The organism is Streptomyces sp. NPDC006610 (assembly GCF_040611575.1).
GTDB lineage: Bacteria > Actinomycetota > Actinomycetes > Streptomycetales > Streptomycetaceae > Streptomyces.
This window is the reverse complement of sequence record NZ_JBEXOP010000007.1, coordinates 22338-47808: the sequence shown is the minus strand read 5'-3', so window position 1 is coordinate 47808 and position 25471 is coordinate 22338. Positions and strand designations below refer to the sequence as shown.

Here is a 25471-nt window from a genome sequence, read left to right as displayed (position 1 = left end):
TCATGGACGAGGTCTTCTTCCGGCTGGAGGACAGCTGGTTCGCCGAGGCTGTCCGAGGCACGGCCTATCTGTATCCGATGCTCGAAAGCGTCCACATCATCGGGATCGCCCTCCTCGTCGGCCCAGCCGCAGCCTTTGACTTCCGGCTGCTCGGGATCGGCCGACGGGCGCTGCGGGTGACGACTGCGGCCGACCACTTCCTGCGCCTGTCGCACCTCGGCTTCATGATTGCCGCGGCCACCGGCGTGATCATGTTCCTGCCCGGCGCGAGCCTCATCGCCGATCGTGGCAGCGCCCCGTGGAAGCTCGGCCTCATCCTGCTCGCCGGTCTGAACATCCTGATCTTCCACCGGTGGACCTACCGCAGCGTGGCCGACTGGGATGAAGATCGGCCGACGCCTGTCGCCGCCCGACTGGCCGCGGTCGTCTCCCTCACCTCGTGGACGGGTGTCACGGTCGCGGGAAGGCTCCTGGCCTACAGCTGAACAGGACGGTCGGGTCGGCGTCGCTCAGGTCGGCGGTGGTGACGTCCTTCGACGCACTACCGAGGGCCGCAGGGAGCCGCCCATGGCCGACGTCGCGCAGGGCGGCACTTCCAGCGCGAGTGTTTCCGCAGCTCAGGGCGGACATGGGGGACATCTCGTTGGCGGTGGCGGGGAGATTGAAACGTATCAGCACATTGACCGGGGTCGGAGCCCATGCTCTCCTGGTACTCGCTTGCTGGATGCTCCGGCGCTGTGGCGGCCATTTCGCTGCAGCGACAAGCCGGCCGGGCATGATGGCAGTCAGGGAAGACTCGCCCCTGGCCGGGCTCCGGTTGCCGGCTATCTCACTTCGCGCCCTCACAAGGCGGCGGGTGTGGCCGGACGTCCAGTGACCAGCGCGGAGTCATCACGTCGAGTGATGTGGTTTCGGGAGTTCGGACCACCCGAAGGGGACGCCGCCACAACGAGAAACGCATCCCATGCCGATCGATCACATCGCTCGCGCCTGTGCGTCCCTCGCTGCGGCAGAACCGACCGATGAGGAAGGCAGACCGCCGAAGGCGCGCGCCGGTCGATCGACATGATGGATGCAGCCCCTGGAGGTTGGTCATGCAGGACGAGATGCGCGGGCGCTCGGGTACGCGATACCCGGGAGACAACCGCAAGACACCAAGAAAGGCGGCGGTGAGTGGCTGGATCGGCAGTGCACTTGAGTACTACGACTTCTTCATTTACGCGCAGGCCGCTGCACTGGTGTTTCCCAAGGTCTTTTTCCCCTCGGCCAGCCCGACCGTAGCGGTCATCGCCTCGCTGTCCACGTACGCCGTCGGTTACGTGGCCCGGCCGCTCGGCGCGTTCGTCCTGGGGCACCTGGGCGACAAGCACGGCCGGAAGAACGTGCTGGTGCTGGCCATGCTGTTGATGGGCGCGTCGACGTTCGCCGTGGCGCTGCTCCCCACCTACGGCCAGGTCGGCCTACTGGCGCCCGCCCTGCTCGTGCTGCTGAGACTCGTCCAGGGATTCGCGGTCGCCGGTGAGCTGGGCGGGGCCGGCGCCATGATTCTGGAACACGCCCCCTTCGGCCGGCGCGGTTACTACGCGAGCTTCGCCCTGCAGGGAACCCAGGCCGGGCAGATCATCGCGGCCGCCGTATTTCTTCCGCTGTCCGCGGTGTTGTCCACCCACGACTTCACCACGTGGGGATGGCGTATTCCGTTCCTCATGAGCTGCGTGGTGCTGTTCGCCGGCTACCTGATCCGTCGAGGCGTCGAGGAGACGCCCGCATTCCAGGACCAGGCGGCGCAGCGCGAGATCCCCAAGGCGCCGATCCTCGAGGTCGTCCGCGAGAGCCGAGGGAACATGGTGCGGGCCGTGTGCATGGCCCTGACGAACGTCATCGGAGTCACGGCGGCGGTGTTCGGCGCGGCCTACGCGACGCAGCCCGGGTACGGCGTCGAAATGAGCACCACGGTCTATCTGTGGATTCCGGTGGTGGCCAATCTCGTCGGCATCGCCGTCATCCCGGTCTTCGGCAACCTGTCCGACCGGATCGGCCGGCGGCCGGTGCTGATCATCGGTTCCCTCGGCTCGGGTGTGCTCTCCTTCGCCTACCTGTACGCCGTGAGCCAGCGGCACGTCATGCTGACCGTTCTCCTGGCGATCGTGATGTGGGGCGTCCTGTACCAGATGTGGAACGCCACCTTCGCCAGCGCCTTCCAGGAGATGTTCCCGACGCGCACCCGGGTCACCGGGTTCGCGGTGTCGCAGAACCTCGGTCTGCTCATCGCGGCGTCCATGCCCACATTGTTCGCCGTCATCGCTCCGCCCGGTTCCAGCAACGTGCCGCTCATCATCGGAGGCATCTCCTTCGGGCTCACGGTCGTCGCCGCCGTCGCCGCTTGGTCCGCCCGCGAGACGCACCGAGTCCCTCTGGACGACCTCGGCAGGCCGGACGCGGTTCCCGTCTCGATCGAGGCGTTCGAGAAACTGCGGCGGGGCGCGAAGGTCGGCTAGCCCGTCTCCCCGTGGCCACGGGAAGCCGCAGACGGGTGGGCGGCGCATCTTTCCGGGCGGTGTGACTGCACCGGTCCAAGAAGGCCTTCCCTCCGACGCTCGGCTTGCGACCGTGACGGGTGGGCGCGGGCCCGCGCCTCCAGCCGGATGCGGCCGCCGCGTTGGACGGCGCCGACGACGTGAGGCCGGTGGGGCCGGGCCGCTTCGGCGATCCCGGCCGCCGCCCGATCGGCGGCCGGGAGGTCGGCGGCCGGGAGGTCGGCGCCGGCGCCTCATGGCCAAGTCGGTGGGCACCAAAGATGTGCCCGTGCCACCGGCCCATCCGTCGGTACGGCGTCCGACCTCGTGCGGATGGAGCCCTGTCCGTGCTGCCCACCATCCTGTCCTGGAAGTTGAACAGGTAAATTTCAAACTCGGTGGTATTCGAACGTCAAGACTCCTCGGGTGCCCGAATGATTCCGGGCGAACCGGAGTGTTGACTCAGAATTTCGGCCGTGGATAAAGTGGACAAGGCGTTATTGAAACGATTCATAAAGCTCACCGCCCGCCGGGCGAAGTGCCCTTCCGTGGCGTCCCCTCCCCTCGTGACGTTGACGCAGAGGAGACCACGGCACCTGCAGTGACTCACACAAAGGCCGATCTCATGACGACACTGCGAATTTCCCGACGTGATCTCCCCGCGCTCGGAAGCATCCCTTCGGGCCGTCGCGCACGGCGTCATCCGATTCCTGGGCTCACCGGTCGGTCGGCGCTGTGCAGGGCCGTTCTCGCTGTCCCGGGGGAAGCCTCCCAGGTGCCGAAAGCGCGTCGATTCACGACGACCGTCCTGCGTCACTGGAGCGTTCCGGAAGACGTCCGGGACACCGCTGAGCTGGTAGTGAGTGAACTTGCCTCCAATGCGGTGAGGCACGGGTGCGGCGACTTCCTGCTTCGCCTGTCCCTGGAGGACAAGGTGCTGCGGATCGGTGCGACCGACTGCGGGGCGGGGCCCGCAGTCGGTGGCGCTGAACCAGAGAGCGGCCTGAGTGAGCGCGGCAGGGGCATGGCCATCGTGGAATGCGTCTCCGCGTGGGTGCGGACCCGGGCGTGCGAGGGGGGCTACACCGTGGAAGCCGGGCTGACCATCGGCAACTGAAGTCCGCGGACGCGGTCGCCTTCCCGGCAGTGCAGGAAGCGCGCACGACGCTGATCGGGCCGTGCCTGTTCCTCCTCCTTCCCATCCGCCCCTTCAGGACGCGGCGCCTGAGCCGGTAGGCCTCGCGCAGAAGCGGCGGGGCGTGCTTTCCACGCGACGCGACCGGTTCGCCGCAGGCCGCAGGCTCGGCCGGCAGCCCGGCAGCCCGGCAGCCCGGCAGCCCGGCAGCCCGGCAGCCCGGCGTACGACACGGCCGCCTGTCCTCGTGCTCGACCGGAACGCCGTCGCCGCGCCGGCCGACCTCCGCGGCCACCCCACCGGCGTCTTCCGTACCCGACACCGCAGACCACTCCCCACGTCGCACCGGCACCGCCATGATGGGAGCGCTCCCGCACCGCCGCACGTGCAGATCCACCGACGCCGGAAGGACCGCTCATGCGCACCACTCCCCGTCTCTCCCGGCGCACACTCCTTACGGCCGCCGTCGCCGCGAGCGTCACCGCCGCCGCTCCCTTCCAGGCGTCCGCCGTCCACCGCTCCCTGCCGTCCGCGTCCTTCGCCGGGTTCCGGACGGTGGGCCGGGTCAAGCCGGCGGCCGACGGCTGGGTGCAGTACACCTGGCCCGGCGTCGCCTTCGAGGGCCGGTTCCGAGGCACCGGCGTCGGGATCCTGCTCGACGACGCCGCCAACGACTACGACGTGCAGATCGACGGAACGACCGTCAACACACTGGTGACGCCAGGGCGCACGATGTCCTGGGTCAGGGATCTCACCGACACCGAGCACACCGTACGGCTCGTCAAGCGGACGGAAAGCCCGTGGGCCGTCGGCCGCTTCGGCGGATTCGTCGCCGCCCGAGGAGGAAAGGTCCTTCCCGCCCCGGCGGCGCGGAACAGGCAGATCGAGTTCATCGGCGACTCCTTCACCGCCGGATACGGCAACGTCTCGGGCACGCGCGACTGCTCGGCCAACGGAGGAGTCGACCGGAACAGCAACGCGGACCTCGCCTTCGGCGCCCTCACCGCCCGGAAACTCGACGCCGACCACCAGCAGAACGCGTTCTCCGGCCGCGGCATGGTCCGCAACTACAACGGCGGCGACCCCGGCACCGATTACCGCACCTACTACGACCGGGCCCTGTTGAACATCGCCGGCGACGTCTGGCACAGGCCGCGCACCTGGCGGCCGCAGGTCGTCGTCATCGGCCTCGGCATCAACGACTTCTCGACCCCGCTCCGCCCGGGCGAGCCATGGGCCACGCAGAGTGAGCTGATCGCCGCCTACGCGAGCGCCTACCACGGCTTCCTCGACAGGCTGCGGGCCCGCTACGGAAGCAGGACGTTCCTGGTGGTCAGCGCCACGGCGGTGTCCGGCACCGCCTTCGCCGACACCGCCCGGGACATCGTCACGGACCGCAACGCACGGGGGGACGACCGGGTCGGCTACTGGTACTACGACGATCCCGGCCTGGACCGGCTCGGCTGCGACTGGCACCCCTCCCTCCGCGACCACCGGATCATCTCCGGTCTGCTCGACCAGTACCTCGCCACTCTGCCGCTGGACTGGTGACCGGGAGGGGCGGCCCAAGCCGAGCGGGGCCCGGACCGCCCGCAGCAGTGCGGCACGACGAGGCGCTTCTGCACGGGTGGCGGGGCTGAACACGGCTGGCGGGACTGAACGAGGAACGGCATCCCGGCGCCCTTGGGCGGGGCGGAGCGGCAGGATGCCTTCGCGCTTGCCGGCAGCACCGTCATCCCGAACGGACCGGGGCGGTGCCGGGGTGATCGAATCGTTGCCGCACCGCGTACAACCGCGTACGGCCCTCTCCTGTCCCACAGTTGGCCGCGAGGACGAACCTTCGGCCGGGGCGCCTGCGCGTGGGGACCATGCCGCAGGGGAAAGGAGCGACCCGAGGATGGGGAAGACGATGTGGAAAGCGGCGGTGGCCGGTGGAACGGCGGTCGTGTTCACGGCGTTGACGGCGGTGCCGGCCGAGGCCGCGGAGGGCGGGGTGGCCTTCACCCGGGTCGCGGTGAACGGCGGGAAGCCGATCGTGATCGGGGTCAAGGACGAGGTCGAGGTGCGTGCGTCCTTCCGGATGACGACCACACTCAGATACGACGCCGGGCCCACGGTGTTCCCCTACCGGGGAAAGCCCGACAGCGGAGACACCCTCTACACCTCCATCATCACCAGCGACTGCGAGGTCGTGGACAAGGAGAAGGGAATCTGCGACTTCAAGGAATGGCTGTACATCGACCCGCGGCACCTCGACTTCGGAAACGAGGACGCCGGCACCTGGCAGACCGCTGCTCGGGTCTATCTCGCCGGCGATGCCCACGACACTGACGACGAGGACCTCCCGTTGCAGGTCAAGCGGGCCACACGCGTCTCCGTGAACGCCTCGCCGGAACCGGTCGCCGCGGGAAGGACGATCACCGTGACCGGGCGGGTCACACGGGCGAACTGGGACACCCACACATACCAGGGGTACGCGGGCCGCACGGTGAGCCTGCAGTTCAAGGCGGCGGGAGCCTCCTCCTACACGACGGTCAAGAAGGTGACGTCGAGCAGCACAGGGGCGCTCAAGACCACGGTGAAGGCCGGCAACTCGGGGACGTGGCGGTGGTCGTACTACGGGAACTCCACCTCCGGCGCGAAGTCGTCGACCGGCGACTACGTCGCTGTGCGGTAGGCGAGGCGCGCGGACCGTCCCTCGCCGAAGCGGCATCCACCGGACGGGCGGGACGCGAGAACTTCACCCCCGTCAGGACGTGGCCGACCTGGGGAGGCGGACTCGTGCCGAGGCATGTCCGATCCCACTGGGCCGGCTGACCTGACACCGCTCGTCCGTGACGGAACGCGCTGCTTGGCCGGCGTGGCCAAGCAGCGCGCTCGACCTGGTCCGCCACCAGCGGCCGAAACCGTCCGAGAGGGCAGTCGCCCCCTCGACGCATCGGGGCGCCCACGCGGTTGCGGCGGTGCTCTCGTCTCCGGGACGACGAGCGGACGGGACGAACACAGGGTCACGCGTGACGTCGTCCAGGGCCCGCGCCCGGGCGTCGCACCGTCGGCCGGTCACCTCGACGCGAGGGATCCCGACCGCGCTGCGGCGCGGTGGGCGCTGGGACTCACGCCCTTGTGGCGTTTGTACGCGGCGCTGAAGCCGAAAGCGTCGGCATAGCCGACGGACCTGGCGATCTGGGCGATGCCGAGGTCGGTGTCGGACAGCAGCGCCTCGGCCTCGTCCATCCGGCATTCGGTGAGGTAGGCGAGGGGCGGACGGCCCATCAGCCGGGTGAAGCGCTTGGCGAACAGCGCGCGGGAGACGCCGGCACGAGCGGCCAGGGAGGCCACCGTCCAGGGTTCGGCGGGCCGGTCGTGGAAGGCCTGCAGGGCCGGCGCGAGGACCGGATCGGTCAGACCCCGGTACCAGCTGGGCGCGTCCGCGCCGGCCCGGTCGAACCAGCTGCGCAACGTGCACACCAGGGCCCAGTCGAGGAGCCGGTCCATCAACGCCTGCGATCCGGCCGAAAGACGGGCGGCGTCGGTGGCCGCCGTCTCCAGCCAGGCGCAGACCTCGACGTCCTCCTTCATCACCAGGACGGGCGGCAGGGCACGCAGGAGCCGCTCGTGGCGGTGGCCCGAGGCACGGTAGGCGCCCACGATCAGCGCGGTCGCCTCCTTCGAGTCGGCGCCCCATCGGATACCGCCGAGTTCCTGGGCGCTGCACCCGGCGCTCTCGGTGAAGCAGGCGATCTCGTACGCGGCGTGGGAGCCGCGCACGGTACCGGGGCGGTCCGCGAGATGGAACGGTTCGGGGCCGCGGACGATGGCCGTGTCACCGACGCCGACAGCTCGCTCGGTGCCGTCGGCCAGCAGCAGGGTGCCCCCTCCCCGCAGCACGCTGATCATGGTGAGCGGCGCGGCGTCGGAGAAGCGGATGGTCCACGGCACCGTCAGTACCGCGTGGCTGACGACCGACCCCTCGGCCCGGATGCCGCTCAGTAGCGAACTCAGAGGATCCATGAAAGACACCGTAGACGATCTCCTATGTTTGAGAGCGCTTCTCCCATGGATCATCTACGTCGTCGGGGCTGTACTGGACTTGTTCCTTCGGACCCAACGAGACCAGCCGGGAGACACCGTGACGCAGCACGACAGCCGTGCCAGGACAGCCCTCGTCGTCGTCGCACACCACCGCGCCGATTCCCTCACCGCGCACACGGCCCGCCGTGCCGCCGCCCGGCTCGAAGCCGCCGGCTACCGCGTCGACCTCCTCGACCTGCACGCCGAGGGGTTCGACCCTCGGATGAACGTGGCGGACCAGCCGGACTGGGGCGACCGGGACAAGCGCTACTCGGACGAAGCGCACGCCCACATGCAGCGCGTCCTCGACGCCGATGCCGTCGTCGCCGTCTTCCCGGTGTACTGGCAGCACGTACCCGCCCTCCTCAAGGGCTGGATCGACCGCGTGTGGAACTACGGGTTCGCCTACGGCCGCAGCAAGCCCCGCCTCGCCGGCAAGCGCATCCTGTGGCTCGGCCTCGCCGGCGCCACTGCCGACGATCCCGTCGTGGAGGGGATGCAGACCGTCCTCGAGACCGCCCTGAGCGAGGGCATCGCCTACTACTGCGGCTTTTCCCACTCGACCGTCGGCCTGCTCACCGACGCGGAGGAGCGCCCTCAGCGCGTCGACGCCGAAGGCAACCTCCTGGTCGGCGACGCGGTGACGGGCGCCGAGCGAGAGGCGCAGTACGCCGATCTCGACCGTCGCGCACGGGAGTTCGTGGAGAAGTTCGTCGCCGAGGAACTCGTGGCGGCCTAAGCGGAAGGGGACGCACGCACCTGAGTGAGGAGCGTTCGCCGAACCGGGCCGAGCAACGCTCCGAAGCCCTGTCGCCGCGCAGGCCGACGGAACCCGGCGGCGGTTTCGTCGGGATCGGTGGGTCGCGCGGCGCGCGGTCTCAGCGCCAGTCGTCGATCACGTACGCGTCGGGGTGGCTGTACCCGGGTTCGTTGGGCCTGTGCATGGTGACGCCCTGCAACCAGGTGCCGAAACCCCGGTCGATCATGCGCCGGTAGGCATCCGGGCGGCCCAGGTTCACGCCGGCGTCCAGTTGCCCCAGCCCGCGCTCGGCGGCCAGCCGCTCGCACGCGACCAGCAGTCGCTCGAACCGGTCGGCGGCCCCCGGACCAGGACGCACGGCGCCGAATTTGACGAAGCACACGTCCGAGCCGGCCTCCGACCCGGCTCCGCAGTGGCAGACGGCCAGGCCCTCCAGCTCGGAGCCGGCGCCATGGAGCAGGACGGTGTCACCGAGCCCCTGCGCGTGCGCCGCCACGATCTCCCGCTCCAGGCTCAGGCCCTCGTGCACGGCTCCGGTCAGTGCGCGACAGGAACTCAGCGCGCCGGGCCGCTCGGCAGCGGGCAGTTCGCCGTAGAGCACTCTGCCGGGCACCGCGGCACCGTCGGTGACCTGCTTCTTCATGATGGCTGTGAGGAAGCGGGGCCAGAAACCGTACCGGCGGTAGAGCTCAAGATGCTTGGGACTGTGCGCGAAGGTGAACAGGCCGAGGTGGCGGTTCCCCCAGGCGTCGAAGCAGTCCATGACCGGTTGCATCAGACGTCTGCCGATGCCCTGGTCCCACAGATCCGGACGTACGGTCAGCGGTCCGAAGAACCCGACGCTGCCCCAGTTGGTGGCGAAGTTCGATCCGACGACTTCGCCCTCGACCGTCGCCGCGAATGCCGCCCGCGGATCGGCCGCCCAGCGCGTACGGACGTAGTCGACGGTCCCGAAAGGATCAGGAGCCCCCAGGAAGGTCCCGAAGGCGAGCCTGCAGATCTCATCGGCCCGATCCAGGTCCACCGCTTCCAGTGGGCGGACTGATACCGGGGCCGCGCCACTCCTGCGCTCCGCTGCTGGTGGGGTCATCGCTCTCTACCTCCGTCGCCCCTTTCCATCGCACCACGGAGGTGCGCCGCGGGCGAGGCGACAGGAAAGCCACTGCTGCCCGGGACGGACCGACAGGTGCTGTCCCGCGTGCCCCCGGGCGGACGCCTCCCATGTGAGGGCGTGCATGGCAGACGCGGTGCGCCGGTCAGTCGCTCAGGGCTTGTTCGACGGTGGGGTGGCAGGGGATGACGGCGTCCAGGCCGACGAGTCGTAGAACGCGCAGGACGGATTCCCGGGCGGCGGCGATGCGCAGCCATCCGCCCGCGCCGCTCGTCTGCTGGTGGACGGCGACGAGGACGTTGATACCGCTGGAGTCCATGAAGGTGACGTCGCCGAGGTCCGCCACGATCCGCGTGCCGGCGTCGCGTCCGCCTTGCAGGGCCTGGCTGAACCGCCCGGTGACGTCGTGGTCGATCTCGCCCCGTACGGTCACGACGAGGACGCCGTCGACCTGGGAGTGCTCGATGGAGAGCCGGTCTGGCCGGTCCGCTCTCGGAATGTCGCTCACGGTCTCCTCGACTGCGCTGGGGCGTGCCCGGGCGGGGCACGTACACGGGGATTCTGCCCCACCTGCCCGGGCGGATGCACTCACCCGTACGGCCCGGCCGTGCCCGGGACCGCCGACGCATGCCGGACGGCACGGCGAACAGCCGCCCTCGTGATGAACGCGAAGGGGGCGGCAGCAGTTTCGTAATGACATCCATTTTCATGTACTGTCTGTCCCGTACACGCTCACACCGGAGGTCCTCATGGCCGTACCCAAACGCAAGATGTCGCGCAGCAACACCCGGCACCGCCGCGCACAGTGGAAGGCGGTGACGCCTCAACTGGTCACCGTCACGGTGGACGGGGTGGCGTACCGCATCCCCCAGCGGCTGGCCAAGGCGTACGAGCGTGGCCTGCTCCGGCCCGAAGGCTGACGCTGCGTGGCCCACGTACCCTTTGCGCGCCTGCCCGTCACCGTTTTGTCGGGGTTCCTCGGCGCCGGCAAGACCACCCTGCTCAACCACGTCCTCGGGAATCGGGAAGGGCTGCGCGTCGCCGTCATCGTCAACGACATGAGCGAGGTCAACATCGATGCCGCCCTCGTCCGCGGCGGCGAGGCGGCCCTCTCGCGCACCGAGGAACGCCTGGTCGAGATGACCAACGGGTGCATCTGCTGCACTCTGCGCGACGACCTGCTGGTGGAGGTGGACCGGTTGGCGCGCGAAGGGCGCTTCGACCACCTCCTCATCGAGTCCTCCGGCATCTCCGAGCCCATGCCGGTGGCCGCCACGTTCGCCTTCGCCCGCGACGACGGCGCCGCCCTCGACGAAGTGGCGCGGCTGGACACGATGGTCACGGTGGTGGACGCCGCCAACTTCCTGCCCGAACTGGCCGGCGGTGACGAACTGGCCGAACGGGGCCTGGATCAGTACGAGGACGACGAACGCACGGTCAGCGACCTGCTGATGGACCAGGTCGAGTTCGCCGATGTCATCGTCCTCAACAAGCTCGATCTCGTCGACGCCGAGTCCGCGGACCGCCTCCGGGCGACCTTGGCACGGCTCAACCCCGCCGCCCGCGTGGTGCCGGCCGTGCGGGGCCGCGTCCCGGTCGGCGAGGTCCTGGGCACCGGTCTCTTCGATCTGGAGCGAGCGCAGCAGGCGCCGGGCTGGGTCAGGGAACTCAACGGCGACCACGTTCCCGAGACGGAGGAGTACGGCATCTCGTCGACCGTCTTCCGCTCCGCCGCATCGTTCCACCCCGGGCGGCTGTGGGCGTTCGTGAACGAGTCGCTCGACAGCGGCGCCTACGGACAGGTGCTCAGGTCCAAGGGCTTCTTCACGCTGGCCAGCCGCCCCCGGGTGACGGGGCTGTGGTCCCAGGCCGGCTCGGTCGCACGCTTCGAGCCGTCCGCCGCGCGTGACGCCGACAGTCCCCACGCCCAGGAACTCGTGTTCATCGGCACCCGTCTGAACGCCGAGGCCTTGCACATGGCCCTGACCGAATGCCTGATGAGGGAGGACGAGCGGCTTCCTCGTCGCGATCCCTTCCCCGCCTGGGACACCTACGGCTTCGACGAGGCGTGCGCGCACGATCACGAGCCCCTCACCGCGACGACGGGGCCCTGAGACTCCGGGCTGGACGGTGGTCGCAGCCACGGCACCGTCCGGCCCGGACAGCGCCCTCATTTCCGGCGCACTGCCCCTCGCCCGTCGGATGCCGAGCAGTGCACCGGGGCCGGGCGGGCGGACGCGACCGAGTCACGGCCGGGGTCCCGGCACGCGTGCATGCCCGGCCTGCCTGCCCCGGTCGTCCTGAGAGGGCGAGCAGGGTGCGCACGGCCTCCGTCAGCTCGCGCGGCTGCGGACCCGGCCCGGGGCGTCCGGGGCGCGCTGCCGGCGGCGTGGCGGTTCTCCCTCGTTCGCGGACGACTGGCAGGTGATGCAGATGCCGGTCAGCTCGACGGTGTGCTCGAGCGCGGCGTAGCCGGTGTCGGAGGCGATCCGCCCGGCCCACTCCTCCACGGCGTCGAACGCTCCACCGTCCCCGACCGGGCCTCGCCGGACTGGAGAGACCGGGCCGGGCGACCGCCGTCCTGCCCGGGCGGGGGAGGCAGGACGCCGCGTGCGCGGCGGCCGGCCGCAACGGCGATCGCCCGCCGCTGCCCCCCTGGTGGCGGGCGGCGGCGGGCGGTCGCGTCGGTGCGTCAGTGACTGGCGGTGAGTTCGCCGCTGAGCTTGCCGTGCAACCGGGCGCTGGGGTCGTTGAGACCGGTGATCTCCACCGTCTTGCCGCGCTGGGCGTACTTCGTCTCGATCGCGTCCAGAGCCGCGACGGAGGAAGCGTCCCAGACGTGCGCTGCCGAGAGGTCGATCACGACCTTCGCGGGGTCACCCGCGTAGTCGAACTGGCCGACGAGGTCGTTGGAGGAAGCGAAGAACAGCTCGCCGGTGACCCGGTACACCACCGTGCTGCCGTGCGGGTCCGTGACGGCGGTGACCTCGGCGAGGTGCGCGACGCGCCTGGCGAAGATCGCCATCGCGGTGACCGAGCCCACCACGACGCCGATCGCGAGATTGTGGGTGGCCACCACACACGCGACGGTGATCACCATGACCGCGATCTCGCCCGCGGGCATCCGCTTGAGGGTCTTGGGCGCGACGGAGTGCCAGTCGAAGGTCGCGAACGACACCATGATCATGACGGCGACCAGGGCGGCCATGGGGATGTCGGAGACCACCGGGCCGAAGACGATGCACAGCACCATCAGGAACGCGCCCGCCAGGAACGTCGACAGGCGGGTTCGGGCACCGGACACCTTCACGTTGATCATCGTCTGGCCGATCATGGCGCAGCCGCCCATGCCGCCGAAGAAGCCGGTGACGATGTTGGCGATGCCCTGGCCGACGGACTCACGGGTCTTGTTGGAGTGGGTGTCGGTGATGTCGTCGACCAGCTTCGCCGTCATCAGCGACTCCATGAGGCCGACCAGCGCCATGGCGAACGCGTACGGGGCGATCGTCGTCAGCGTGTCCACCGTGAACGGCACGTCCGGCAGCCCCGGCGCCGGCAGCGAGGACGGCAGCTCGCCCTTGTCCCCGACGGTCGGTACGGCGATGGCCGCGGCGACGGTGATCACGGTGAGGATCACGATGGAGACCAACGGTGCCGGGATCACGGTGGTGACCCTCGGGAACAGCACCATCAGGGCCAGGCCGCCGATGATCAGCGGATAGACCGCCCACGGCACGTCGGTCATCTCCGGCACCTGGGCCATGAAGATCAGGACGGCGAGCGCGTTGACGAAGCCGACCATCACCGAGCGGGGGACGAACCGCATCAGCCTGGCCACCCCCAGCGCGCCGAGGACGACCTGGAAGACGCCGGCGAGGATCACGGCGGCGACCAGGTGGCCCAGGCCGTGCTCGCGATTGAGCGGGGCGATGACCAGGGCGACGGCGCCGGTGGCGGCGGAGATCATCGCGCGGCGGCCGCCCACGACGGAGATGACCACGGCCATGGTGAAGGAGGCGAACAGGCCGATCGCGGGGTCGACGCCCGCGATGATCGAGAAGGAGATCGCCTCGGGGATCAGCGCGAGGGCGACGACCAGTCCCGCGAGGACCTCGGTGCGCCAGACCTTCGGGTCGTTCAGCCAGTCGGGCTTCAGGCCGCGCAGGCGGGCGGCCGGGGACACAGCGGCAGCGGAAGACAAGAGTTCGGGAACCTGTCGTGCTCGGGCACACCCCCTGTGTCGATCGGGGACGCGCGGAAGGACGCGGAGGGGCCGGGCCGGCGCCCCCGCGGGCGGCCCCGTCATCGCGGAGCCGGAAGACCAGGGAGGACGGAGCGGGCGGGCACGAGGGCGCCGGGAGTCACGTCCAGGGGCGAAGCGTCACGGCGGGCAGGCGGCGGCGCCGGGCGACATGGGCTCGCGCACGCGTCTCTCCTGCAGGAATCGGAATCGGATCTTCGCCGGGGGCGCCATCGGCCCCGACACGGCAGAGGCGGAGCGGCGGCACGCCGCCCGCACACCGGCAACTCTACCCTAACGTTAGAGTAGGGATTGGCGGCCCCGGCCAGGGGCGGCGTCATGACGCAGAGGCCAGGAGCAGGGACGTGGGCGGCAAGCAGATGCAGATCGGCGAGGTCGCCGCGCGCACCGAGCTGTCCCTGCGCACCATCCGGCACTACGAGGAGACCGGTCTCGTCGTCCCCTCGGCCCGCTCCCGCGGCGGCTTCCGCCTCTACACGGACAACGACGTCGCCCGCCTCATGGTCATCCGGCGGATGAAGCCGCTCGGCTTCACCCTGGACCAGATGCGGGACCTTCTGGACGTCACCGACCGCCTCGACGAGGGCGGCGCACTCGGCCCGGACGAGCGCGAGGAGCTCCTCGAGCGCCTGCGCGCGTACGAGCGGAGCGCGGCGCAGCAGGTGGAGAAACTGCGCGTCCAGCTCGCCCGCGCCGAGGACTTCGCCGCCACTCTGCGGGCACGGCTGCCCGAGCCGACCCGCCCCTGACCGCTCCCGGTGTGCTGTCGGTGCGCGGCATCGCTGCCGGCCGACGGGTGCCGACGCCCTCGGCGTCTCGCGAGGCACCTGCTGAGCGCCACAATGTGGGAACGATCCGGCCGGCCGCGCCCGTCGACCCCACCGTGTGCCCGGAGGCGTCGGTGCGCGCACGCGCTCGGCCCCGGATCCGGGAACGCGCCCGTCGTCGGTGCCGGCCTCGTCGTCGACGTCCGCGCCCGGTTCGGTTCGCCGCCGTGCCCGACACGACGGGCGACGCACGGAGCGCCCTCACGATTTTGAAAGTCGTTTTCATGTGACTAGCGTGGGAGCCCGACCGAAGGGACACCGAGATGAGTCGGATCACACCTGGCGGGTACACCGTGCGTCCCGCGACAGCGGCGGACGTGGACGGCGCACGCCGCGTCATGCTCGACACCTTCTACAACGAATTCGGGTACGGGTACGTGCCCCAGTGGCACCATGACGTGGTGGACATCGAGGGCACGTACCTCGACGTTCCGCGGCACCTCCTGCTCGTGGCCGTCCACGACGGCGAGGTGGTCGCCACGACGGGCGTACGGTCCCAGGGCCCCCGCCATCCGCCCCACCCGCGCTGGCTGGCCGAACGCTACCCGTACGGCACCACGGCCCAACTCGTCCGCGTCTACGTGCGGCCCGAGCACCGGCGCCGAGGGCTCGCCCGCACACTGGTCGACGCAGCCTGCGACTTCGTCATCGGCACCCCCGGCTACGACCGCATCTACCTCCACACCAACGTGAACGTCGAGGGGGCGGAGGCATTCTGGCGCAGTCTGGCCAAGGAAGTGTTCGACGCTCGCACCACCGGCGAACACGGACCGGGCGTCGCCACGGTGCATTTCGAGATCCCGATGTGACCGGCAAGCCGTCAGCCGGCGTGCCGGCCGGCAGGGCGAGGCGCCGCGGACCCGGCGCGGCCGTCGCAGCACGCGAGGTTCGACCACTTCGTCGGCTTCAGCCGCGCCTTCCGCGCCGCCTACGGCCTCTCGCCCCGCGACTGCCGGCAGTGCGCCCTCAGCCCGGCCTGCGGACGCCAAGTCAATCGACCGTGGACACACGGTCAATGACCTTCCCGACGGCAGGGCAACCTGATCGGCATGGCATCGCTGGATGCCGTCCACTGAGGTACCTCACAGACGGGAGAGATCTGTGCACATGGCAATGAGCAAGAGCAAGGCGGCGCGGCGCATGGGTCCAGGGGTTGCTGCGCTGTGCTTCAGGGAAACTCGTCCCGAAGCTCCTCGGCGGCGAGCCGGCACGGGCGGCGGCCCTGGAGGGCGGCGCGGGGCGGATTCATCCGGTGCACGGCGTGCGGCGCCCGGCCGGGGCGGGTACCGCGTACGGGATACGCCATCGTCGCTGCGGCGGCGGGAGTGGACGCCGCAGCAGAACGCGGGGCGACGTCACGCAGGGACGCCGAGCGGCGGGTGCTCGAGCACGCGGGGCTTGTACTCGACCAACTGGATGCGGCCGTCGAAGGTGCGGTGCTCGATCATCTCGAGGGCGACGTCCGGATAGCCGTCGTAGATGCGTTCTGCGCCCGTGGCCCCGGTGATCACCGGGAACATCACGACCCGGAAGCGGTCGACGAGTCCGGCTCGTAGCAGGGATCGGCACAGGCTGAGGCTGCCGATCGTGCTGAGCAGCCCCGAGCCACTCGATTTCATGGCGCGGACCGCCTCTACGGCGTCGTCGCGGACGAGCGTGGAGTTGGCCCACGTCAGGGGCTCCTCGAGCGAGGAGGAGAAAACCACCTTGGACGCCTGCGTGAGCTGGTCGACGGACGCCTCTTCTTCGGGCCTGAACTCGTCTTGGCCGCTCGGGACCTCGCCTGCGGCGAAGCCCGACATCAGGCGGTAGGTGTTCGCTCCCATGAGGTAGGTCGCCCCGGGCTGCTCCCCGAGCCATGCGAGGTACTCCGAGCCCTCGAGGCCCCAGAACCCGGGCCATCCCTCTCCCGATGCGTGGCCGTCGAGGGAGGTGATGAAGTCGACGAGAAGTTCCGACATGGCTGTGTCCTCTCCTGGGGTGTCACGAGCTTGGACCGGCAGGGAGCCGCAAACTCATCGGCCGTGCTGTGGAGTGAGGAGAAGACCCATGGCGCCGCAGCCGATCAGGTCGGCGGAGCGGCACCGCTTCGGAGGACCTGGGTCCTTGAATGATTGCGCTATACATGCAGTCGGGTGATGATCTCCACCGGGCCGACGTGGATCACCTCTTGACGATGTCGTCGCGGGTGACGGCGAGCGTCGCGTCGATGTCGCGGTGCATGACGGCGGCTTGGGCGGCATGGTCACGTCGTGGGGCTGCCGGCCTGTCCCCGGCGCCCTTGCCCGAGAGCTGGACGAGCCGACGGCCTCGGCGAGGTCGCCACCGCCGGTGAGGTCCAGCAGGAGGTAGCGGTCGACGCGCAGCGGCGCGAACAGGCCGGTGTCGCCGAGGACACAAGACGCACTCAACAGCCGCTCGAACTGCCGCGCCCAGGCCGCAGAACATCTCTACCCACAGCGGCACAGCCTTCAATTCTTCGGCCATACAGGGGGAATGACGGTAACTCATCCTTCAGTGGCCCATTGTGAGGCCTCAAGGGCTACGGAGATGGTTCGGCCCCCGAAACCTGAACTTTCGCGATCTCGTGGACGTCACTGCGCTCTGCCACACTCTGGCTACCTGTCCGCCCGGCAGGTTCTCCCGAGCCCACGAGGAGCACTTCGCATGCTTTCCAAACTGCCCGTGAGGATCACCGTCGCCGCCCTCGCCGTCACCGGACTGCTCGCCACCGCGCCTTCGGCCGCGGCGATCCCCGCGGACACGCCCCCGGTAGCCGCCGCCCAGTCGCCGTCCTCCGATGTCACCGTGAAGATGCCGTCCGCGGTCGCCGATCGCCTCGGCACCGGCCGCCAGGCGCTGATAGACGCCGTCTCCACCGATGTCCTCTCCCGGTCCCACGATGCCAAGGGCCTCGCCCCGAAGGACGCCGTCAGAAAGCTCGCCGCCGAAGGCCGCGACGTGGTCGTGGACGTCCGTACCGTCTCGCGTGGCTGGGCCCGTGGCGTCGCCTACGTCGAGGCGCCGCGCACCCACCACGGCGAGCCGGAAGGGTGGCTCTACATTGCCCACCGCAAGAACGGGCGCTGGGTCACCGGCCTCGAGGGCGACCGCGAATTCGCCGACCATGTGGCGAAGTCCCCGCTGGTCGGCAAGGCGGAGCGGAAGACCATGACGGCGTACGCGCAGCGCAAGGTGACGGCGCCGGAGCAGGCGCCGTCGATGGGGACCATGGCCAACACCGGCGGGCTGTTGCTGCCTTGGATGCCCGACTACTACATGACCCTCACCGGTGGCGCGCACTCCCACGACGGCTCGACCGGCTACTGGAGCAGCCTCGACTTCGCCGGGGGCAACGCCAGCGGCCGGATCCGCTCCTCGCAGGGAGGGACGGCGACCTCGATGTGCGGCGCGGGCGGCGGCTGGACCCGGGTGATCCACCCGGGCGGCTTCTCGACGGACTACTACCACATGTGGAACGCGACCTACTACAACGGGACCTCGATCGGCAGTAGCGCCCTGCTCGGCAACATCGGCACCGACACCTGCGCGGGCGGTTCCGCGACCGGAGCCCATGTGCACTGGAGCCTGCGCACGTACGACGCCAACTACGCCGGTCAGTACACCTGGCTGAACGGCCGCACCATCGGCGGCTGGACCTGGTGGAACGGCAACAGCCAGTACTCCGGCTGCGCCACCCGCCTCGGCGTCACCGCCTGCCCCGGTACGGCGATCTACAACCGCACCAGCTGACAACCCACCCGCGTCGCCGTGCCCGGCCGACACCGCCGGGCACGGAGTCGCCGGTCAGGCATGAGAGGCCCGCGGCGGCCGAGTACGCAGTGTTCAGCGGCGCTTGGACCGCGACCGGCTGATCGTGTCCTACCAGTCCCGCTACGACGCCGGCCGGCGGGGCAGCGGTGACATTCGGCCCTGAAGGCGTAGCCGAGTATGGCCTGCATCGGGGCGAGGGCACCGGTTCGGCACCGCTCCGGCGGGGCGTGATGCCAACGGCGGTGTGCAGGAAGGGATCTCGCGACAGTGATCGCACTGGTGTTCGCCTGGCGCCGTCATGGCCTGGCTGGGCCAACCGGTCCCTGCCGCCGCCCGCCGTGCGCCGCCTCTTCCGCCTTGCCGTCCCCACGCCTTCCCGCGCCTGGGCTGGGACGATGGGTCCATGGATCCAGTCCTGCACCGACTGCCAGCCGCTTTCTGGACCGTTCCGTACGTGGGCTCCCGGTTTCCGGGGGCGTCGGAGGTGACTGACCCTCCCAGTCTGGAGGAGGGTGCGAACTGCCAGCTGTTCGCCTACGAGGTGCTTCGGCACTTCGGTCTGGCTGTGCCCGCTCTGCGTTCGAGTGAACTGTGGGCCGATACGCAGAGCTCAACCCGTGTGTTGGCCGCCCAGCCACTTGACCTGGTGCTGTTCAACGCCACCGACGACGCTTACGGCGCCCACGTAGGCGTCTGGGTGGATGAGGGACGAGTGCTGCATCTGTGCGCAGAGGTAGGACGCCCGGCAGTCTGGGAGACGGAAGAGTTCGCGGCGCGGGAGCGTTACCGGGTCCTGATCGGCATCAAGCGTGTGGTCGACACGACGCAGAACACCCTCGGCTGACTCGACAGGGCCCTCCGGGGGCATGGCGCCCGCGGGGCCTTGAAAGGGCCCGCCCGGTGCCGGAGGGCAGAGCGGTGGTGTCGGCCGCGCCCCGGCCGCCGGTGCCCCGCAGCCCGTCGCCGTGCGGCGGCCCTCCTCCGTGCCCGTGGTCACCTCCGCCGGCGGCGGGCCGGGCATCGACCGCGACGTAGCCGTGGAACGGCTCCGGACGGCCCGGGCGGCCGACGTCCTGCGGGGCAACTGGGCAGGCCGTGGGCTTCCACCGGGCCCGGGCGGCAGGGATCGCGTCTTGCCGCACTCAACATGCCCCATGCGCTCGTGATCTCGATCGTGAAGGACGCCGAGGAGGCAGCTGTCACCGTCGATCAGCTGGACGAGACCGACCACGCCGTCGCGGGCGTCCGTTCCTTCTCTGCTACCCGAGTCCACCGAGACGGAGGGCGTTCTCGATCTCGCTGAGTTTCGCGGAGGACAGAACGCCCGCTCGCTCGATCAGGTCGTCGCGGGACACGGTGGTCAGCCACGTGCAAGGGGTGAAGCCCGGACGCGGCAACGCGACCCGAAGCACGCCTTCAAAGGGCAGTCCTTCCACGGCGCCTACTGCCACTTCGACGCCCAGACCGGTGATGTCGACACCCGCCCGAGCGACGACCTGCATCACCCGGATCCCGGACGCGTCGTCTCCCGACAGCAGCACGACCGGCCGCCGCTCGTCGAACTGGACCCACCAGAGTTCGCCACGTTGCACATGTCCTCCTGACACAGGACGGCGGGTGGACGCTGCGCGACCCCGTCACGCTGTGGAGACGGGGGAGGCCACCCGTTGATCATCGGTGTGCGAAGACAGACGATCACGCGATGGCCGCAGGTCACAGCGTAGACCCTGCCCGCTGGCAGGAGGCTTTGGAGGACCCTGATGAGCCGGACAGCGGGACGGTTCACACGGGACGAATCCCGGTCCCCGGTACGGAAGTTGGCGCTCGGACTGCTGCCCGACCTGCCGCGCGAGAACTGCTGGACCATCGCCGAATGGGCTGGGGAGAGGACCCCGGACGGCATGCAACACCTGCTCGGCCGGGCCGGGTGACGCCGACCGGGTCCGCGACGACGTGTGTGACTACGTGGTGGACCACCTGCACGACGACCAGGCGGTACCGGTGGCCGACGAGACCGGGGACGTGAAGAAGGGCACCGACACGGTCGGCGTCCAGCGCCAGTACACCGGTCCCGCGGGCAGGATCGAGAATGCCCACATCGCCGTCTACCTGGTCCGGGCCGGCCGGGGCGGGCACGTGGCAGTGGGCCGGGAACCGCACGTCTCGCGTTCATGGACCTCCGACCCTGACCGCTGACGGGATGCCGGACTCGACCAGGACACCGGCTTCGCCACCAAGCCGGAACCGGCCACTCGTAGGGTTGCCCCGTTCCTGGACGCCGGCCACCAGGCCGCATGGGTCGCCGCTCCAGATGCCGGGTCGGCAGTGCGCTGACGCACTCACCGCTGGGCGGATTGTTGAGGAAACCGGACGCCTCGTACGGAGCCGATGATGACGACCTCGCGCACATCCTGCGGCTGCGTCACGGGGTCACGCCTTCTGCGCGGCGTCGATCTCGGAGATCAGGGCCTCGATGCGGGTCCTGATCTCGTCGCGGATGGGGCGTACGGACTCGACGCCCTTGCCGGCGGGGTCTTCGAGCGCCCAGTCGAGGTACTTCTTGCCGTGGAAGACGGGGCAGGCGTCGCCACAGCCCATCGTGATGACGTAGTCCGACGCCTGGACGGCCTCGGTGGTGAGGATCTTCGGCTTGGCGGCGGAGATGTCGATGCCGACTTCCCTCATCGCTTCGACAGCCGCGGGGTTCACCTGGTCGCCGGGGACGGAACCGGCGGAGCGGACCTCGACGCGGTCGCCCGCGAGGTGGGAGAGGAAACCGGCAGCCATCTGCGAACGGCCGGCATTGTGCACGCAGACGAACAGCACGGAGGCGAGCGGAGCGGAGGACATGCGTTCTTCCTTCACAGGGTGAGTGGCAGGTGGGGCGGGGGTTCCAGGTGCTCGGCAGGCCGGCGAGCAGGTCGGTGATACGGCGGTCGGTGCCGTCGCGGATCCGGTGCGGCGGACATGGGAAGACCCTTTCGACGGGCCTGTGGGTCAGTCTCAGCTGGTATCAGTGCCGGATGATGTGACAGTATCAGTCCATGATGACGTCAGTCGACACTGACCTGATCCGGGTTCTGGCCGACCCGCTCAGGCTCCGGATCGTGACCCTGCTCGCCCGCGAGACGCTGTGCACCACCCACCTCGTCGAGGAGACCGGTGCCAAGCAGACCAACCTCTCCAACCACCTGAGAGTCCTGCGCGAGGCCGGAGTCGTCGAGACCGAGCCGTGCGGACGCTTCACCTACTACAAGCTGCGCCCCGACGTCATCGCCCAGCTCGCCGGGCAGTTCGCCGACCTCGCCGAACGAGCCCGTACCGCCGCCGACAACAAGAGGGCCTGCCCGTGACCCGCACCGAAGCGCCCGCGACGACCCAGGAGGCATCCGTCGTCGCCAGGCTCTCCACGCTCGACCGCTACCTCGCCGTGTGGATCCTCGTCGCCATGGCCGTCGGCCTCGGGCTCGGGCGGGTGATCCCCGGACTGAACGACGCGCTGGCGAAGGTGGAGATCGGCGGCATCTCCCTGCCGATCGCGCTCGGCCTGCTGATCATGATGTATCCGGTCCTGGCCAAGGTCCGCTACGACAAGCTCGACGCCGTCACCGGCGACCGCAAGCTGATGATCTCCTCTCTGGTCGTCAACTGGATCCTCGGTCCTGCGGTGATGTTCGCCCTGGCATGGATCTTCCTGCCGGACCTGCCCGAGTACCGCACCGGCCTGATCATCGTCGGTCTGGCCCGCTGCATCGCGATGGTGATCATATGGAACGACCTCGCCTGCGGCGACCGCGAGGCCGCCGCCGTCCTCGTCGCGCTGAACTCGGTCTTCCAGGTCCTGGCGTTCGGCCTGCTCGGCTGGTTCTACCTCGACCTGCTGCCCGGCTGGCTGGGCCTCGGCGACGGCGAGCGCCTGGACATCTCCATGTGGAAGATCGCCCTGAACGTGGTGATCTTCCTGGGCATCCCGCTGCTGGCCGGCTTCCTGACCCGCCGGATCGGCGAGCGGAGGATGGGCCGCGAGAACTACGAGCAGAGGTTCCTGCCGAAGATCGGGCCGTGGGCGCTGTACGGGCTGCTGTTCACGATCGTCGTCCTCTTCGCCCTGCAGGGCAGGACCATCACCTCGCAGCCGCTGGACGTGGCGCGTATCGCGCTGCCGCTGCTCGTGTACTTCGCGGTGATCTGGTTCGGCACCTTCGCGCTCGGCAAGGCGATCGGCCTCGCCTACGACCGCACCGCCACCCTCGCCTTCACGGCCGCCGGCAACAACTTCGAGCTGGCCATCGCGGTCGCCATCGCGACCTTCGGCGTCACCTCGGGCCAGGCTCTGTCGGGCGTGGTCGGCCCGCTCATCGAGGTCCCGGTGCTCGTGGCGCTGGTGTACGTCTCGCTGGCCTGGCGGCGGAGGTTCACGGCCGCCCAGCAGGGTTCATGACGCAGTACGCGGACGTGGTGGTGGTCGGCGGCGGCCAGGCGGGGCTCGCCGCCGGCTACCACCTGCGCCGTCAGGGTGTGGACTTCACGATCCTCGACGCCGCTCCGGCGCCGGGCGGGGCCTGGCGGCACATGTGGGACTCGCTGCATCTCTTCTCCCCGGCGGAACACTGTTCGCTGCCCGGTCGCCCCATGCCCGCCCAGGCCGGTGAGACCTACCCGGACGCCGGGCACGTGGTGGACTATCTCACCGACTACGCAAAGCGCTACGACCTGCCCGTCCAGCACGGCACCCGCGTGGACGCCGTACGTCGCGACGGCGACCGGCTCCTGGTCGAGGCGGACACTGGTGCATGGCGGGCCCGGGCGGTGATCAGCGCGACCGGCACCTGGTCGCGGCCCTTCCTTCCCGCCGTCCCCGGCCGCGAGGTATACGCCGGGCGGCAGCTCCACACGGTGAGCTACCGCCGTCCGGCCGACTTCACCGGGCAGCACGTGATCGTGGTCGGCGGCGGGAACTCCGGCGCGCAGGTCGCGGCGGACCTCGCCCTCCACGGCCACGTCGAGGTCACGTGGGCGACTCGGCGCCCGCCCCGTTTCCTGCCGGACGACATCGACGGCCGCGCCCTGTTCGACGTCGCCACCGCCCGCCGCCGCGCCCTCGACACCGGCCGCGCCGACACGGGCGGGGCCGCCTCACTCGGGGACATCGTCGCCGTACCGACCGTCCGCGCCGCCCGCGACGCGGGACTCCTGCGAGCCCGGCCGATGTTCGGCCGACTCACCGCCACCGGCCTCCAGTGGGCGGACGGCAGCAGGACCGAGGCGGACGCCGTCATCTGGTGCACCGGCTTCCGGCCCGCCCTGGCCCACCTCGCTCCGCTTGGCCTGCGCGGCTCGCACGGCCATGTCCCCACGGTCGGCACCCGGGCAGTCGGCGAACCCCGCCTGCACCTGCTCGGCTACGGCGACTGGACCGGCCCGGCCTCCGCCACCCTCATCGGCGTCGGCCGCCCCGCCCGAGAGGCCGCCCAGCAGATCGCGCGTCAGCTGAACACCTGACTCGGCGACTTGGTCCGCGTACAGCTGTGCACGGCCGGACAAACGGAGAATCACCGCCTTGGGCGTCGCCGCCCCGCCCCGGCGCCGGACGGTCCGGCATCTAACACCGGCTCCCACAGGCACCCGGGTCATCTCCCTGGCCGAGTCGAGCACCACGCCCAACCGGATCGGTCCGCACCTCCTCGACCTGCGTGCCGGAAGTCGCCTGTGAACGTGCGGCAGAGCGGGCCGGCGGGAGTCGATGGCGCGGCGTCGGAGTCTGTGAGGCACCGCTGCGAGCCCCGAAAGACCGGTGCTTCTGTCGGGGCTCGCAGGGGGGGGTCAGTTGCCGGTGGAGGTGACGCCGAACATGAGCGTGCGCCGGGAGACGTCGTAGTGGACGGTCTTGGTGTTCTCCAGCAGGTCCTGCAGCACGTCGGCGTCCTCGGCGTCCACGGTGAGGACCTCTTCCCAGGCGCCCTCGTCGAGGACCAACTGCAGGGTGAATGTGCCGCGCCGGCCCGGTTCCCCGGCGACCCAGCTGAACTGGTAGTGGTTGACCTGACGCACCTTGATGCTGTCGTCGGTCACGGGCTGCTGAACCTTGGGCATGAACCGCCGCCTCCGTCTTTGCTGTCTGTGCTGTCTCAGCGCGGCGCCGACCGTGCGGCCGGTGCCTCGCCACCGCGTTGGGTATCCAGCGCCTGCACGGAACTAACGCGGAGACCGGAGGGCACGCTGAGATCGACCCGTTCGGCCGACCGACATGGCCCCGGCGGGCCGGATGCCAGAGAGGCAGAGCGCCATGAAGATTCGGCCCGGCTGGGCGAGATGCGCGGGTGCCGTCACGGACCATCCGGAGTCGGCGTTCCTCTACGGCACAGCCAAGGGCCTGGCCCAGTCGGGCAGATCATCCAAGGAATCACCGCTCACGCTCGCCGAGTACCGCGCCGAGCCGGCCCGGACCTCCAGGACAAGCTGCCTCGACAGCAGCAGTCGACCGCGGGTCACCCTGGCGTCGCCGGTGAGCGCCTTGCGCACCAGTTCCCCTGCATGCTCCGTGCGCACGTCCTCGAACGTGAAGTCGTCCAGCATGAGCCGCACGCTCTCAGGATGGTTGCGGGCGCCCATGACGAGGACATAGACGTCGTGACCGTGGACGTCACCGTCCCACTCCGCCACCCAACCGTGATCGTCCCACCGCTCGCGCGGCGCGGGGGCGGCGGCGCCCAGCGACCGGAGAGCAGCTTCGAGTCCCGCCGACGCGGACGGCCGGGAGGCGGTCTCTGCCATGTCTGGAACTCCTCCCGCCCTCTGGGATGTCGCTTCCCCTGGTGTCCCATGCTGGTCGGGGCCACGAAGTACCCTATTCGACTTGGTCAGCGGATTGCCTGCCGCATCCGCCGACCACGCCTCAAAAGCTATGCGAAGGTGCCCGCGCACCCGCACAAAACGGCGTGTCCAGCGGCCTTCCCTTGCGTCGCTGCTTGTTCCGGGCCCCAGCGCCGAGAGCGACCCAAGCGCCTGACCACCGG

The 25471-nt window shown here is 70.0% G+C and carries 25 protein-coding genes and 1 pseudogene; 16 read left to right on the top strand and 10 right to left on the bottom strand.

What is annotated here, in order from left to right; genetic code table 11:
- Window positions 1–2: 2 nt before the first annotated feature.
- The 5 genes from ABZY13_RS07875 to ABZY13_RS07855 all read left to right on the top strand — a co-directional run bounded on the left by ABZY13_RS07875 (window position 3) and on the right by ABZY13_RS07855 (window position 6328).
- Window positions 3–485 (top strand): hypothetical protein, encoded by a 483-nt coding sequence (locus ABZY13_RS07875; protein WP_356628008.1) that lies wholly within the window; start codon window positions 3–5, stop codon window positions 483–485.
- A 537-nt stretch (window positions 486–1022) separates the two neighbouring features.
- Window positions 1023–2498: an MFS transporter gene (locus ABZY13_RS07870; protein ID WP_356628007.1), complete on the top strand. Its 1476-nt coding sequence runs from the start codon at window positions 1023–1025 to the stop codon at window positions 2496–2498.
- A gap of 643 nt (window positions 2499–3141) precedes the next feature.
- Window positions 3142–3633: an ATP-binding protein gene (locus tag ABZY13_RS07865; protein WP_356628006.1), complete on the top strand. Its 492-nt coding sequence runs from the start codon at window positions 3142–3144 to the stop codon at window positions 3631–3633.
- Window positions 3634–4068: 435 nt separating this feature from the next.
- On the top strand, window positions 4069–5202 hold the full coding sequence (locus tag ABZY13_RS07860) for an SGNH/GDSL hydrolase family protein (RefSeq protein ID WP_356628005.1): 1134 nt from the start codon (window positions 4069–4071) through the stop codon (window positions 5200–5202).
- Between the two features lie 346 nt (window positions 5203–5548).
- Window positions 5549–6328, top strand: a complete 780-nt coding sequence (locus ABZY13_RS07855) for a hypothetical protein (protein WP_356628004.1) — start codon at window positions 5549–5551, stop codon at window positions 6326–6328.
- A 383-nt stretch (window positions 6329–6711) separates the two neighbouring features.
- Here the strand turns inward: ABZY13_RS07855 and ABZY13_RS07850 are convergent, their stop codons facing one another.
- Entirely contained in the window at window positions 6712–7671 is a 960-nt protein-coding gene (locus tag ABZY13_RS07850) for an AraC family transcriptional regulator (RefSeq protein ID WP_356628003.1), read from the bottom strand.
- Between the two features lie 109 nt (window positions 7672–7780).
- Between ABZY13_RS07850 and ABZY13_RS07845 the strand changes: the two genes are divergently transcribed.
- On the top strand, window positions 7781–8461 hold the full coding sequence (locus tag ABZY13_RS07845; RefSeq protein WP_356628002.1) for an NAD(P)H oxidoreductase: 681 nt from the start codon (window positions 7781–7783) through the stop codon (window positions 8459–8461).
- 139 nt (window positions 8462–8600) lie between these two features.
- Here ABZY13_RS07845 and ABZY13_RS07840 read toward each other — a convergent pair whose 3' ends face one another.
- Entirely contained in the window at window positions 8601–9506 is a 906-nt protein-coding gene (locus ABZY13_RS07840; RefSeq protein WP_356628001.1) for a GNAT family N-acetyltransferase, read from the bottom strand.
- Between the two features lie 232 nt (window positions 9507–9738).
- Entirely contained in the window at window positions 9739–10101 is a 363-nt protein-coding gene (locus tag ABZY13_RS07835; RefSeq protein WP_356628000.1) for an STAS domain-containing protein, read from the bottom strand.
- A 241-nt stretch (window positions 10102–10342) separates the two neighbouring features.
- On the opposite strand from ABZY13_RS07835, the gene rpmF reads away from it, so the two are divergent.
- Window positions 10343–10513: a 50S ribosomal protein L32 gene (rpmF, locus tag ABZY13_RS07830; RefSeq protein WP_356627999.1), complete on the top strand. Its 171-nt coding sequence runs from the start codon at window positions 10343–10345 to the stop codon at window positions 10511–10513.
- 6 nt (window positions 10514–10519) lie between these two features.
- A complete protein-coding gene (locus ABZY13_RS07825) occupies window positions 10520–11707 on the top strand; it encodes a GTP-binding protein (protein ID WP_356627998.1) in 1188 nt (395 codons plus the stop codon).
- A gap of 219 nt (window positions 11708–11926) precedes the next feature.
- Here the strand turns inward: ABZY13_RS07825 and ABZY13_RS07820 are convergent, their stop codons facing one another.
- The gene (locus ABZY13_RS07820) at window positions 11927–12103 is read right to left on the bottom strand and encodes a hypothetical protein (protein WP_356627997.1); all 177 of its coding nucleotides are present in this window, start codon (window positions 12101–12103) and stop codon (window positions 11927–11929) included.
- Window positions 12104–12285: 182 nt separating this feature from the next.
- Window positions 12286–13776, bottom strand: a complete 1491-nt coding sequence (locus ABZY13_RS07815; RefSeq protein ID WP_356627996.1) for a SulP family inorganic anion transporter — start codon at window positions 13774–13776, stop codon at window positions 12286–12288.
- 422 nt (window positions 13777–14198) lie between these two features.
- On the opposite strand from ABZY13_RS07815, the gene ABZY13_RS07810 reads away from it, so the two are divergent.
- Window positions 14199–14603, top strand: coding sequence for a MerR family transcriptional regulator (locus ABZY13_RS07810; RefSeq protein ID WP_356627995.1), 405 nt, complete (start codon window positions 14199–14201; stop codon window positions 14601–14603).
- Between the two features lie 341 nt (window positions 14604–14944).
- A complete protein-coding gene (locus ABZY13_RS07805; protein ID WP_356627994.1) occupies window positions 14945–15490 on the top strand; it encodes a GNAT family N-acetyltransferase in 546 nt (181 codons plus the stop codon).
- Between the two features lie 546 nt (window positions 15491–16036).
- On the opposite strand, the gene ABZY13_RS07800 is transcribed toward ABZY13_RS07805, so the two are convergent.
- A complete protein-coding gene (locus ABZY13_RS07800; RefSeq protein WP_356627993.1) occupies window positions 16037–16642 on the bottom strand; it encodes a dihydrofolate reductase family protein in 606 nt (201 codons plus the stop codon).
- A 706-nt stretch (window positions 16643–17348) separates the two neighbouring features.
- On the opposite strand from ABZY13_RS07800, the gene ABZY13_RS07795 reads away from it, so the two are divergent.
- Both ABZY13_RS07795 and ABZY13_RS07790 read left to right on the top strand, forming a co-directional pair.
- Window positions 17349–18434 carry a M23 family peptidase gene (locus tag ABZY13_RS07795; RefSeq protein WP_356627992.1) on the top strand — a complete coding sequence of 362 codons (1086 nt, stop codon included), beginning with the start codon at window positions 17349–17351 and terminating at the stop codon, window positions 18432–18434.
- Window positions 18435–18858: 424 nt separating this feature from the next.
- On the top strand, window positions 18859–19299 hold the full coding sequence (locus ABZY13_RS07790; protein ID WP_356627991.1) for a hydrolase: 441 nt from the start codon (window positions 18859–18861) through the stop codon (window positions 19297–19299).
- Window positions 19300–19714: 415 nt separating this feature from the next.
- On the opposite strand, the gene ABZY13_RS07785 is transcribed toward ABZY13_RS07790, so the two are convergent.
- Window positions 19715–20047, bottom strand: a complete 333-nt coding sequence (locus tag ABZY13_RS07785; protein ID WP_356627990.1) for a type II toxin-antitoxin system PemK/MazF family toxin — start codon at window positions 20045–20047, stop codon at window positions 19715–19717.
- Between the two features lie 168 nt (window positions 20048–20215).
- Here ABZY13_RS07785 and ABZY13_RS07780 point away from each other — a divergent pair.
- Window positions 20216–20759, top strand: a pseudogene (locus tag ABZY13_RS07780) (transposase); the annotation flags it as partial.
- A gap of 126 nt (window positions 20760–20885) precedes the next feature.
- Here ABZY13_RS07780 and ABZY13_RS07775 read toward each other — a convergent pair.
- A complete protein-coding gene (locus ABZY13_RS07775; RefSeq protein ID WP_356627989.1) occupies window positions 20886–21305 on the bottom strand; it encodes an arsenate reductase ArsC in 420 nt (139 codons plus the stop codon).
- 194 nt (window positions 21306–21499) lie between these two features.
- On the opposite strand from ABZY13_RS07775, the gene ABZY13_RS07770 reads away from it, so the two are divergent.
- Genes ABZY13_RS07770 through ABZY13_RS07760 form a run of 3 tightly spaced genes read left to right on the top strand, consistent with a single transcriptional unit; the run spans window position 21500 to window position 23957 of the window.
- Entirely contained in the window at window positions 21500–21808 is a 309-nt protein-coding gene (locus tag ABZY13_RS07770; protein WP_356627988.1) for a metalloregulator ArsR/SmtB family transcription factor, read from the top strand.
- Complete coding sequence (gene arsB / locus ABZY13_RS07765) at window positions 21805–22896, top strand: ACR3 family arsenite efflux transporter (RefSeq protein ID WP_356627987.1); 1092 nt, start codon at window positions 21805–21807, stop codon at window positions 22894–22896. Before ABZY13_RS07770 ends, arsB begins: the two co-directional genes overlap by 4 nt.
- Entirely contained in the window at window positions 22893–23957 is a 1065-nt protein-coding gene (locus ABZY13_RS07760; RefSeq protein WP_356627986.1) for an ArsO family NAD(P)H-dependent flavin-containing monooxygenase, read from the top strand. Before arsB ends, ABZY13_RS07760 begins: the two co-directional genes overlap by 4 nt.
- 321 nt (window positions 23958–24278) lie before the next feature.
- Here ABZY13_RS07760 and ABZY13_RS07755 read toward each other — a convergent pair whose 3' ends face one another.
- Together ABZY13_RS07755 and ABZY13_RS07750 are read right to left on the bottom strand one after the other, a co-directional pair.
- Window positions 24279–24548 (bottom strand): hypothetical protein, encoded by a 270-nt coding sequence (locus ABZY13_RS07755; protein ID WP_356627985.1) that lies wholly within the window; start codon window positions 24546–24548, stop codon window positions 24279–24281.
- 261 nt (window positions 24549–24809) lie between these two features.
- Window positions 24810–25229 carry a hypothetical protein gene (locus ABZY13_RS07750; RefSeq protein ID WP_356627984.1) on the bottom strand — a complete coding sequence of 140 codons (420 nt, stop codon included), beginning with the start codon at window positions 25227–25229 and terminating at the stop codon, window positions 24810–24812.
- Window positions 25230–25471: the final 242 nt, after the last annotated feature.

Coding starts and splice junctions, on each gene's coding strand:
- ABZY13_RS07760 (WP_356627986.1), top strand. CDS start 22,893: ATGACGCAGTACGCGGACGTGGTGGTGGTCGGCGGCGGCCAGGCGGGG.
- ABZY13_RS07775 (WP_356627989.1), bottom strand. CDS start 21,305: ATGTCCTCCGCTCCGCTCGCCTCCGTGCTGTTCGTCTGCGTGCACAAT.
- ABZY13_RS07860 (WP_356628005.1), top strand. CDS start 4,069: ATGCGCACCACTCCCCGTCTCTCCCGGCGCACACTCCTTACGGCCGCC.
- ABZY13_RS07865 (WP_356628006.1), top strand. CDS start 3,142: ATGACGACACTGCGAATTTCCCGACGTGATCTCCCCGCGCTCGGAAGC.
- ABZY13_RS07750 (WP_356627984.1), bottom strand. CDS start 25,229: ATGGCAGAGACCGCCTCCCGGCCGTCCGCGTCGGCGGGACTCGAAGCT.
- rpmF (WP_356627999.1), top strand. CDS start 10,343: ATGGCCGTACCCAAACGCAAGATGTCGCGCAGCAACACCCGGCACCGC.
- ABZY13_RS07795 (WP_356627992.1), top strand. CDS start 17,349: ATGCTTTCCAAACTGCCCGTGAGGATCACCGTCGCCGCCCTCGCCGTC.
- ABZY13_RS07870 (WP_356628007.1), top strand. CDS start 1,023: ATGAGGAAGGCAGACCGCCGAAGGCGCGCGCCGGTCGATCGACATGAT.
- ABZY13_RS07800 (WP_356627993.1), bottom strand. CDS start 16,642: ATGTCGGAACTTCTCGTCGACTTCATCACCTCCCTCGACGGCCACGCA.
- ABZY13_RS07790 (WP_356627991.1), top strand. CDS start 18,859: ATGGATCCAGTCCTGCACCGACTGCCAGCCGCTTTCTGGACCGTTCCG.
- ABZY13_RS07805 (WP_356627994.1), top strand. CDS start 14,945: ATGAGTCGGATCACACCTGGCGGGTACACCGTGCGTCCCGCGACAGCG.
- ABZY13_RS07770 (WP_356627988.1), top strand. CDS start 21,500: ATGATGACGTCAGTCGACACTGACCTGATCCGGGTTCTGGCCGACCCG.
- ABZY13_RS07875 (WP_356628008.1), top strand. CDS start 3: ATGGACGAGGTCTTCTTCCGGCTGGAGGACAGCTGGTTCGCCGAGGCT.
- ABZY13_RS07855 (WP_356628004.1), top strand. CDS start 5,549: ATGGGGAAGACGATGTGGAAAGCGGCGGTGGCCGGTGGAACGGCGGTC.
- ABZY13_RS07755 (WP_356627985.1), bottom strand. CDS start 24,548: ATGCCCAAGGTTCAGCAGCCCGTGACCGACGACAGCATCAAGGTGCGT.